Source organism: Sporosarcina sp. FSL W7-1283 (genome assembly GCF_038003105.1).
Lineage (GTDB): Bacteria > Bacillota > Bacilli > Bacillales_A > Planococcaceae > Sporosarcina > Sporosarcina newyorkensis.
Map to the genome: position 1 here is coordinate 705,028 of NZ_JBBOOL010000001.1, position 11,775 is coordinate 716,802.

General features: G+C 40.4%; 8 protein-coding genes. All 8 read left to right on the forward strand.

All coding sequences use genetic code 11. The features are described from left to right. Positions 1-446 precede the first annotated feature (446 nt). The 8 genes from MKY93_RS03335 to MKY93_RS03370 all read left to right on the forward strand — a co-directional run bounded on the left by MKY93_RS03335 (position 447) and on the right by MKY93_RS03370 (position 11,770). Positions 447-998, forward strand: coding sequence for a tyrosine-type recombinase/integrase (locus MKY93_RS03335; RefSeq protein WP_340760896.1), 552 nt, complete (start codon positions 447-449; stop codon positions 996-998). A gap of 94 nt (positions 999-1,092) precedes the next feature. Continuing rightward, positions 1,093-2,478, forward strand: coding sequence for a S41 family peptidase (locus MKY93_RS03340; protein ID WP_340758240.1), 1,386 nt, complete (start codon positions 1,093-1,095; stop codon positions 2,476-2,478). 1,024 nt (positions 2,479-3,502) lie between these two features. Beyond that, on the forward strand, positions 3,503-4,057 hold the full coding sequence (locus tag MKY93_RS03345) for a competence protein ComK (RefSeq protein ID WP_078817066.1): 555 nt from the start codon (positions 3,503-3,505) through the stop codon (positions 4,055-4,057). Between the two features lie 129 nt (positions 4,058-4,186). Then, positions 4,187-5,275, forward strand: coding sequence for a DUF91 domain-containing protein (locus MKY93_RS03350; protein WP_245799453.1), 1,089 nt, complete (start codon positions 4,187-4,189; stop codon positions 5,273-5,275). A gap of 166 nt (positions 5,276-5,441) precedes the next feature. Further along, positions 5,442-6,776, forward strand: coding sequence for a hypothetical protein (locus MKY93_RS03355; protein ID WP_078817068.1), 1,335 nt, complete (start codon positions 5,442-5,444; stop codon positions 6,774-6,776). A gap of 591 nt (positions 6,777-7,367) precedes the next feature. Next, the gene (locus MKY93_RS03360) at positions 7,368-9,650 is read left to right on the forward strand and encodes a S9 family peptidase (RefSeq protein WP_340758241.1); all 2,283 of its coding nucleotides are present in this window, start codon (positions 7,368-7,370) and stop codon (positions 9,648-9,650) included. Positions 9,651-9,965: 315 nt separating this feature from the next. Then, positions 9,966-10,208 carry a DUF2188 domain-containing protein gene (locus MKY93_RS03365; protein WP_340758242.1) on the forward strand — a complete coding sequence of 81 codons (243 nt, stop codon included), beginning with the start codon at positions 9,966-9,968 and terminating at the stop codon, positions 10,206-10,208. Between the two features lie 251 nt (positions 10,209-10,459). Further along, complete coding sequence (locus MKY93_RS03370) at positions 10,460-11,770, forward strand: haloacid dehalogenase-like hydrolase (RefSeq protein WP_340758243.1); 1,311 nt, start codon at positions 10,460-10,462, stop codon at positions 11,768-11,770. The last annotated feature ends 5 nt before the right edge of the window (positions 11,771-11,775 follow it).

Sequence of the window (11,775 nt, forward strand, 5' to 3'; positions counted from 1 at the left end):
AAGAGTTGCTGTTAGTTCAAGGTACCTGTGCGCCACATAATTTAGACACTACTTTGAATACGTGGCGATCTAGTACCTGAAGAAATATGATCCTGCGGAGAGCAATCTCTGCAGGTTCTTTTTTGTGCTTAAAGTTTAACAATACAAGAAGGACTTAGGATATTTGATAATTGGGCGATGCTGCGTGGATTAAGCTAGGAGACTTTGCGGGGATATAAGATCGATAGCTGCCAATTTATGAAATGGTTTTTACCGCGGGAGGTAACAATTGGCGAGATTACAGGAGAATTAATTGAGGAATTCATGCGCTACTTAATAATTGAAAGAGGATGTTAACCCACTACTATCAATCAGAAATTGAATACATTAGATCGACTATTCTATTGTTTAAAGAGAAAAGGATTTATTATAAAAATCCACTGGAAGAAGTGGATCTGTAGAAAACTATAGAGAAAGAGAGGAATTACCTCACTCGGCAAGAACTGAATTCGTTACTAGCAGCAATTGATCATGAAATACTTTATCCCTTTATTTTTACGATGATTCATACAGGAATGCGAGTGAGTGAATGCCTGAATTTAAAACTTGCAGATGTGAATTTAAATGAAAGGATTATTTTCATTCGAAAAGGTAAGGGTGGAAAGCATAAAGAATTGCCGATGAGTCCTCAATTAGTTGAACAGCTTACATCTTATTTGACAAAAGTTCGTCCTGACACAGACTCTCTTTTATTTTTTTCTTTGAAAAGGACAGGGGAGGTCATTATCCAATATGTTAATAAAATATTGCAGGTTGCTTCGCAAAAAGCTGGGATTAATAAACATGTAACGAGTCATATTTTACGTCATTCTTTTGCCAGCTTTTTAGTTAAGCAGGAGACACATATTGCAGTTATCCAAAAGCTATTGGGACATGCTAGTTTAAAAACAACGTCTGTTTATGTGCATGTACCTCATAAAGAGATGCGGGAAGCGGTGGAGCGATTCGACTTTGGATAAATACCGCCCATCGTACTCACTATCTATATGATATAATTACAACGTTTAACATAGTCTTATATACTACTAAGCTACTCAAAAGGAGCTAACTCAAATGAAGCTAAAACTGCAATCGTTTCTTCTGTACTCTCTAGCATTGTTCTTCATTCCGTCAAGTGTACTTGCGGGTTCTGAGCCGGTGAATGAAGTTCGCCAGCTGATCGAAAGTGAATATGTTGATATAGTGCCTGATTCCGTGCTGAATAAGTCTACAATTTCAGAACTACTAGAAGAGCTAGACCCGTATACGAACTTTATGTCGAAAAATGAATTTGAGCAGTTTATGAATGGCATTGAGCAACGGATTGTCGGGGTTGGAGTTGTACTGGAAGAACATGAGCGAGGTGTCCAGATTGTTTCTGTCGTACCTGGCGCACCTGCCGATCAGGCCGGTATTTTAGTCGGTGATGTTATTACACATGCGGATGGTGAGGAGTTGGCAGGTAAATCTGTGCAGGCGGCCATCCCATTCATTAGCGGATCAGCCAACACACTAGTTACTTTGACAATTGAACGTCCTTCTGTAAAACCCTTTAGGAAAACACTGAGACGACAAGAAATTCAACTTGTGAATGTGGAACAGATGATGCTGGGAGGTAACGTAGGATATATTCGTCTTCATAGCTTTTCGGAAGATGCAGCAAAGAGTATCCAAAAAGCAATCCGGCAAATGCCAGAAGTTGAGAGTTGGATCTTAGACTTGCGCGATAATGGCGGTGGACATGTTGGAGCAGCACAGCAAGTGATGGGCTTGTTCACGAAGATGAAACAGGCATATCAGATAAAGTATCGAGATAAAACCGAGACCTTTCCAGTCATTGAGCAACCTATCCAGTTTCATGGCCCGGTTGCGTTGCTTGTTAACAGTTACAGTGCCAGCGCTTCAGAAATGGTGGCGGCTTCTGTGAAGGAGCGGAAAGCGGCAACGCTCTATGGTCAAACAACATATGGAAAAGGATCCATGCAGACAATGTACCAACTTTCTGATGACAGTGTCTTGAAGATGACCATTGCGCGTTTCTTGTCACCTGGAGGAAAGAAAGTCGATCAAGTAGGGGTGAAGCCGGATACCCTAACGAAAGAAGGCATGGAAATCCAAGTAGCTCACGAGCATCAATTAATTAGCCAGTGGAGCAACTACAAACGATTGCCCGCATTGGATGCTGTTCCAGTTACCAAAACATTTGATGTAGAGATGACCATGCCAATGAAGTGGAACGACTCAGAGTTCAAAGAAGCAATCCAGTTGATCGAATTGGGTGGAGGGGAACAAGCAGTTACGGTTGAAAAGAAAAATGGACGGACAATCACTGTAAAACCTGAAAAACAGCTGAAAGCAGGTGCATCTTATATATTAGTTATTCATCCAAAATGGAAGAATCTACAGGGGAAGCTTATGAAGCAAGGTGTGTATATGGGTGTGACAGTTGATGGGAAGTGAAATCAGTTCCTCTTCTATTAACATATTGCAATCTTATTCTAATTCGTATGCAGAGAAGGAATTCGATTAGATAGAAAAACTATACAAAATGTGACGCAAATAAGAATGCCCGCAATGCTTGGGCATTCTTATTTGCATTCTACTTACTGGTAGTACAACACTCAATTCACTTCACTGAATAACAACAAATCATTTCAAGAATGCACGGCCGGTCTTGTTCATCTCATTCTATTGAAGATTAACATGCCGGCGTAGGGCTGCGGCCATTTTGATTTCGTTCTGGAATTTGGCTTACGGAGCTAGATAATGTGTCATTGGAAAAAACTTTCTTTTTAAATAGAAGGGAGGGGCGAAAAGGATACAGTTCGCTCATTTTTTCAGATAACAGGACTTGTAAACAATATGAAGTAGATGTTGAGCTGAAATCGATTTTGCAACCTCCATACAAAGGTGACATCTTGTGAAAAAATGTAAGTTAGTTTAAATAGTTATCTGCCCTCCAATGACTGTCGTGAGGAGGTGTTGTGTAAAGAAAATTCCTTAGTTTTCTCTCTTTTTTCATTCATAAAAAGTTGTGCATTGGTACGAAAGTGAGCGGAAAAAAATGAAGTTTTCTTAGGGTGAAAATACTCGGTGAAATATGTAGACTATTTGGAATTTTTGGGATATGATAGGTAAAATGACAGGGGAACAAGGTTATGGATAATTGTGAAATGAAATAAAGACGAGTAGGAGTTATAAGAAATTTGGTAAAGATATGTTCAAATTTCCATGCTAGATCAACGTGTACATAAAGATAATCGTTAGTTATATAAGGGTAGGAAGAAAAATGACGCATTGGTGAATGGGCTGCGCCTTGAAGGAGGTGATTGATGGGTGAGGGAATGGAAAAGAAGAATCCTCGAGTATTGATAGTCTGGCCAGACCTACTCGAGGATATCCGATTGGAGTATACCAATCTAGTAAGAGTATACTCCTTTTTTGTTGAATTCTAAAGCCTTTAAGAAAAAAGGGGGAAACTAAAATGAAAATAACAACGGACTATGTAGTGAACAAAGGGACTAGCGTAATCTATCCAGACTATACGGACGAAGGAAAGTTGCAATCTGTAGTGATGGAAAATAGTGAATTATATAAGGTAGATCAAAAGCCAACTACATTAATTGACCATAATCTTCGCTATTATGGATCAAGCTTGCGAGGCGCCAATGAGAGCTCGCGCTTAATCTTAGGCAATGTTATGATGTCGCCTGTTGTCATCAATGAACTGTTGAATTTATTTTTCTTTCCGAGTAAATCCCCTTACAAACCTGACTGCATCTGGTTTGCGCTCTATCACATCCAAGATTACATTGGGATCAGCAAGAAACGAACAAGCGTCAGATTCATTAACGGGGCAAGAATTCTAGTAGATCTCAGTTATAGTTCATTTAATAGCCGTTACGAAAAAGCATGTAAACATAAGAAGGAAATTGAGGGACGGACGAATCAATTACTCATTTATGAATCGAATCGTACGGCTACATACCTGATAAGCAAAGATAGCCGGAATCGGAATTATGGAGTGGTGGAGGAGTAGAAAATAGGTATCCATATAATCTAGTGGTGCGGGAGCCCTCTAATCGAACGAGCATTTAGAGGGCTTTTAATAGGAATAGTCTTACATAATTCTTTACTGTGAAGAATATAAAATGGAAAACAAAATTAAATGGAGATGATTGAAATGCCGATAGAAGTGGGGATTTGGAATGTGACTGGTGCGAATATTAACCGGCTTAACTTTTCACGTATAGAATCCGAGACAAAACTGGAAACAATTTTGCAAAGAGATTTTTCAATTATTGATGAAAATGTTCTGATCCTTGGAAGGCAGATTGCTACTAGTCATGGTAAATATATCGATATTTTAGGCGTTACAGCAGATGGAGAACTTGCCATATATGAATTGAAGAAACATCAAACACCTCGTGAAGTAGTGGCGCAAGCTATTGATTATGCTAGCTGGGCACAGTCTTTATCATATGATGCGGTAATCGACCTGTACGAGGAAAAGAACGGGAATTCATTGGAGGAAGCATTTGAAACAAAATTTGGCTATCCACTCCCAGAAGAACTTAATAACTCCCATCAAATGATTATTATTTGTGCCGAGCTTGATCCGGCGACAGAGAGAATCATTCAATATTTGTCGTCTAATTATGACGTACCGATTAATGCGGTGTACTTTAGATTTTTTAAAGAGAATGACAATGAGTATCTTACTAGAACATGGCTGATTGATCCATCCATTACAGAGGAAAAGATGATATCAACACAAAACGATAAGAAAAAGGAAACATGGAACAAGCGTGACTTTGTCGTTAATTTCGAAGATGGAATTCACCGTAGCTGGAATGATGCAAGAAAATACGGATATATATCCGCAGGTAATGGAAAGTGGTTCAGTCAGACGCTACATAATCTGTTTGTAGGGGCACGTGTATTTTGTATGATACCTGGAAAGGGATATGTTGGGGTCGGAATCGTTACGCACAAGGCGGTCCCTCTTAAGGATGCATTCATCGAATCACAGAATGACAATAAAAGACTGATAGATTGCAAACTTACCGATAATAATTTCAAACATGACCTAGATGACTTGGAAAAATGTGAATACGTTGTAAAGGTTGAGTGGCTCAAAAAAAATCCTATAGAGCAAGCGTATTGGACTAAAGGATTGAGGGCGAATCAAAACTCAGCATACAAACTTACAAGTCAGTTTACGATTGATAAGTTGGAAGAGTTTTTTGGTGTTTGAAATTTAAGAATAGGAACTAAAGAACAAGTACATACGAAAATACGCTATACTGGTAAACAAAAAATAGGACTGTACAACATACTATTCTTACTACTCGCTAGACTAGTTGTGGATAGAGAAGCCCTTTGATTTTCATCGAGCAAATAAGGGGTAGGGGAGAATTTTAATGAATAGGAAAAAAGGTATCCAGTTGAATATGCTGTATGGTATTTCATTCGCAATGCTTCTCAGTGTTGGCGGTTGTGCAAATCCGGGAAAGACTGGAGAAGAGCAGGGAAAGTTGGAAACCGTAGCGGTTTCGGCGAAAGAAGATATACAGAAAGAAGAGACAAAACAGGAAGTTCACCAGCCGGTCCATGTAAAACAGACAGAGACTTCGCTAAATGTTTCGGAGCTGGAAAATCAAGCTTTCTTCACGGACAATGTTTTTTATGACGGAAAAGAAGTGCGACTGTTCGTTTTGCCTGCGGATAAAGAAAATATACAAGTAATGGCGGCTGGTGAAGGGTCCGCTTTCGGAAAACCTGGAGATCGGCGCTATGAAGGAGAGCTGCTGTTTTACCTAGCGGATGCAGCAGGTGAAGAAGCGTATTTGCAAGACACGGATTCGGCTTCCTATTCGCTGAATTTATCAAATGAGCCTTTCACTGTGCGAAAAGTCGGTAGCCAGTCTATTCTCCAGATTGCTGAAATCGTTGAATCAAATGGCAGAGAGCTGACCTTATTTGTGCTCGATCAAGGGCTTCTGCACGCTGTCTCGGTAGATGGTGAGCGTGTGCTTTACGCCAGTACAGAGAAAGTGAAAGTAGTGGAAGACCTGTATCTCCAGACATATCTGTATTTCAACGGCGAACCGCTCGGCTGGCAGTTTCAGACGTACGAGTGGCATCCTGATGAGAAAAAGCTTTCCTTGATCAATGAAAGGGAGCTGTTCATTGAGGATGAATGGAAGGAAGATAGTGATTGGTATGGCGAGGGATTTGCAGACGAAATGTTTGATACGTTTAAAGGTCTAATTGACAAATGGCATGAAATTGACAGTTATGTCGACCCATTCCCATACCGCATATTTCCTGATGATTTGGAAGATCGGTTGAAAAACGGATATATTCTGGACGAGCAGTTGAAAGTAGGGCTGTCAATGACGGCTTACAAGGCTAAATATCCTTTGCATCTTGGTGAATACGAGGCAGAAGGCGGATCGTATTTTTCCTACCCGGACGGGCAAAATGTTTTCTATGACGACTATAACGGTAACGTCTACGGTATTGAGTTGAGAGGTTCCTACTATAAGGATACAACTTCTAGACTGAAGCAGTTATTAGGAGAGCCTGTCAGTGATTCTGCAGATTATCCAATTAGCGATGAGGATAAAGAAGCAATAGCTGGCACGAATTATGATACTGGGGATATTTTGGATTATGAAATAGACGGGTATCATGTGAAGGTGGAATATGAAGGCGAAGAGGTTATCAGTATTTATTTGCATGGAGGAGGGTGAATGCTAAAAGACGTGTACTAGCTCCTTACGAGGATCAGCCGCAATTTCACAAACGATCCTAGTGCACCACACAACTCAGGCTCTATTCTGATAACGGTACTATCATGTTATGAATTTGTTTGGTGATCTATTAGTAGACTGTGAAAGAGATTATAAAGAAACAGCCAATCGTGCTTCAGGATGGTTGGCTGTTTTCCGTATTAATTCAACTTTCTCTCATCCAATAATTTTTTTATCCGCTCATCCAGATAAATTCAGTTTTTTGAAATTGCCTGCCCTTTACCACCTCCGATGGAACCGACGATGCAGATGTATGCTGAATAGTGTCTGGATAATATGGGAGACTAAAGATCAAGTACATGATCTGCCACATAAATCTGCATACTGAGAGAGAAACAAAATTAGCAACCATCAAATGCTGATTATCAGGTATGTCCCGGTCTCTATCCTCCTTTTAAAAAACTTAACCAAAATCCAGTGAAACCAAAGGTCATTCAATTCGTAATAGATGTAATAGTTCATTTATTCAATTGACTTTCCGAGGAATACAAGTGTACTATTTATTTAATACAGTAAAGGGGGAATTTACCAGTGAAAAAGCAAGCTTTACTTGGAGTAATGGCTTCAGCGCTTCTCATGTCCTATCCATTAGGAGCTCAAGCCAACGATTCGGTTCGTACCATTGATCCGGAAACTGTACGTATTGCCGAAAATGTAAAAGCGGAGGTGTCCGTAACCACCGCTGAGTTTATCCAATCAGCTTTGGATGAACTGACATATCAGCACGGATCGAAGGAGATGAGAGAGGAAATTGCCAAGCGTTGGACTGGAAATACTATCAGGGCCGGGTCTGAAAAAGAAATTACCAAAGGTGAAATTTCTAAAATACTAATTCGGGCTTTAGGCATCGAGGAAAAGGAAAAGACGGCCTCCGATTACTTGGAATCCGCAAAGATTCATAGACTTATTAAAGTCTACAGCCAAATAAATGAAACCGTCACAGCAGAAGAAATGGAAGTTATCCTCAAGAATGCAAAACAGTACAAAGGTATCGATGACAAAGGGGTAAGTGAAATTTCGGTCGAAGATTTCATGAAAAACCCTGGAGATTTCGGTTATGAAATGTCACCGGATGGAGAGTATATTTCTTACAGTTCCGAATGGGAAGGCCGAATGAATGTCTTTGTTAAAAAGATGCACGGTGAGGACGAGCCTATTCGCGTAACAAGCTCAAAAGATCGGGACGTTGCTGCATCGTTTTGGAAAGATGACAATATTTTATATGTAAAAGATAATGGCGGCGATGAAAATTATCATATTTATTCATCCGACTTTAACGGACAGAAAGAACGTGACTTAACTCCATATCCCGGTGTCCGTGTAGAAATGATCAGTAATTTGACAGGTGTCAAAGATGAAATCCTTATCGGTATGAATAAAGAAAATCCGACGGTCTTTGATGTGTACCGGCTAAATATTAAAACTGGTGATCTGGAACATGTAGCGAAAAATCCGGGCAACATCGCCGGTTGGCTTGCAGACCATGACGGCAAGATCCGAATCGCGCTCGAATCAGACGGGGTTGATAGTACGGTTCTGTATCGTGAAACGGAAAAGGATGAATTTAAACCACTTGTCCAGACGGAAAAAGGGGATATGATTTCACCGATTGCTTTTTCGAAAGATAACCAATCAATTTATGCATTGTCCAATAAGGATCGTGATAAGACGGAATTGGTCGTTCTTGACTTGAAAGCAAACGAAAAAGTCATTCATTCCAACCCGCAGGTCGATATTTTGGGTGCTGTGTATGATCCAGTGAAAGACGCCATTTTGGCAAGCGTCTATATGACAGATAAAATTCACTACGAGTTCTTTGATAAGGAATTGGAAAATACCATCAATGATTTAAAAGAGAAACTGAACGTCGACGAAAGTCAGTTATCGATCGAAGATTACAATAAAGAAATGAGCAAGTTTATTGTAGCTGTGTCGGGTGATAAAGAATATGGAACCTATTATTACTACGACGCAGAAACGAAAGAACTGACAAAATTGACGGAGCTGGCACCATGGATCGATCGGGATTCGCTGGCGGATATGCATCCGATTTCGTATAAGAGCCGGGATGGCCTAACGATTCATGGTTATTTAACGTTGCCGAAGAATAAGAAAGCGGAGCAATTGCCATTAATCGTCAATCCACATGGCGGCCCTTGGGCACGTGATATGTGGGGCTATAATCCGGAAGTACAACTGCTTGCCAATCGTGGATATGCAGTTCTCCAAGTAAACTTCCGGTCTTCCACGGGATACGGAAAGGAATTCATGGATGCAGGCAATAAACAATGGGGATTAAAAATCCAGGATGACATAACAGACGGTGTTCAATGGGCTATCGATCAAGGCATTGCGGATCCTGACCGAATTGGTATTTACGGAGCATCGTTCGGAGGCTATGCTACACTGGCGGGCATTACGTTCACTCCTGATTTATACGCAGCAGCCGTGGACTATGTCGGAGTCTCCAATTTATTTACACTGCTCGATACGATCCCACCGTACTGGGAAACGATGAGAAATAATCTTTACAACCGAGTTGGCCACCCTGAAGAAGATAAAAAATTACTGGAAGCCGTCTCTCCTGTATTCCACGCCGATAAAATCAAAACGCCTTTGTTTGTTGCCCAAGGTGCAAACGACCCTCGGGTTAACAAGGCAGAATCCGATCAAATCGTGGAGGCTTTGAAGAAAAGAGGCATCGATGTCGAATACATGTTAAAAGACAATGAAGGACACGGATTCCAGAATGAAGAAAACCGTATTGAATTTTATCATGCGATGATTGAATTTTTGGATAAGCATTTGAAGTGATATTGCGTACTTGCGCGAGACGCAATAATAAAGAAGAGTGCCCTCTAACCGAGTAGTTGGTTAGAGGTCACACTGTTTGCAAAGAAGCAATAGCCGGCACGAATTATGATATGGGGGATATTTCGATTATGAAATAGGCGGGTATCATGTGAAGGTGGAATATGAAGACGGAGAGCTTATTGGTATTTATTTGCATTGATTACTCGGCTTTACTTGCGTTTGATTAGTACGAAAGCCCGTAAAAGCAACTATCCGTTTTATCCTCCCACAACCGGGTAGTAAATAAATAGAATGAAAAACTGAGGAGGCATTGGAATGAGCAGAGAGCAAAATGAGTACTTTGAAGACCGGGCGGGAACGAAAGATGCGCGCTATCATGTCGTGCCGCATGACAATGAATGGGCAGTGAAACGCGAAGGGGAAGATGAGCCGATCTGCACGACGGATTCTCAAGACGAGGCAATCGATGAAGCGAAACAACTGGCGGAAGAAGATGGAACGATGGTTTATATTCATAACGACCGTGGTCGGATTGAAGAGCAACTGGATTTTAAATAGGCTATCATACAGTGAAGAAGGGTATATCAAATACTCTAACACTTAGGCGTAATGAGGTGTAAAGAACAGTCAACTATCTCTTGGGATGATTGGCTGTTTCATTTTTCTTTCAATTAAATGTTTGACTATTCAATCAACTCGTGCTAACTTAATATACATAAAATAATAAATTGGCAAAGGAGCCTGTTTCAATAGCGAGTAGTCAGCTATTGAATAGGCTTCTTTTGTCTTTTTAGAGGAGGAATGGCAATATGAAGAACAAAATCACATTCAAAGCTTTGTTAAGTGTGATGGTTATTTGCTTGTTTTTTTCTATTCCTGTAAGTGCAGCTGACATTGGAAAATCAGCCTCGACTTCACAAGTACGTGATGACCAGAGTATTCAAGTGTTGGATAAGGGGAAATGGGCGCCTGACACGTATAGAGCTGTCCAAAACCTGATTGATAAGCACGGTGTCGGAAGTCCAAGTTACAATCCTAAACGAAAACCTTATGCTGTTTTTGATTGGGACCATACTAGTATTATGAGCGATACACAGGAGGCCCTTTTTCTTTATCAAATCGATCACTTGGCATTCAAACTAAAACCGGAAGAGTTTTATGAAATGATTAAAATGAATGTGCCGGACGGGCCCTTTTCAGACGAACTTCAAAACCTTCAAGGAGATGCGATCACTCTCGAGGAGATCACAGAGGATCTAAAGCGCAATTATGAATATCTTTATTCCAACTATGAAGGGATGAATGGGAAAGAGTCGCTAGAAACACTTCGTTCAACTGATCAGTTTAAAGATTTCAAAGCGAAAATGTATTTTCTTTATGAAGCCATTGGGGAAACATACGGAATTGAAATCGGATATCCATGGGTACTTTATTTATTTGTCAACATGTCGACAGAAGAGATTCAGCAGCTTGCAGAGGCTTCAAATGATTATAGTCTAGGAGCAGGAATGGGATCGGTGACACTTAGAAGTCCTGAGTCCGTGTCAGGAAAAACGGGTATTGTTGAGATCACCTATTCGACAGGACTGCGTCTGAGTTCCGAAATATCAAATCTTATGCATACATTTATTGAAAATGGGATTGACGTTTATGTTATTTCAGCTTCGATGGAAGATGTGGTCGAGGTATTTGCAACCAATCCAAAGTATGGATACAATCTTCCGAAAGAAAATGTGTTTGGGATGAGATTAAAAAAGAAGGATGGGATTATTCAAGCAAAATATGAAAACAATTGGCCGATTACTGCTCGAGAAGGCAAGGTGAAAATCATTGAACAATTCATCTCCAAAGAGCGGGGTGGTTACGGCCCAATATTTGCAGCGGGGGATACCCACACAGATTATGAAATGCTGACAGCTAAGGATGTGAAACTCGGTTTAATCATTAACCGTGTCAAAGCAGGTGATATTGGCAAACTTTCGAAAATAGCTGTAGAACGTATGGGAAAAAATAACCCAAAATTTATTCTTCAAGGAAGAAACGAGAATACAGGCTTATGGATACCGACTGAATCCACGATCAAGCTCGGGTCAAATGAAGAAAAATTGTTGGCGGATTAGGTACT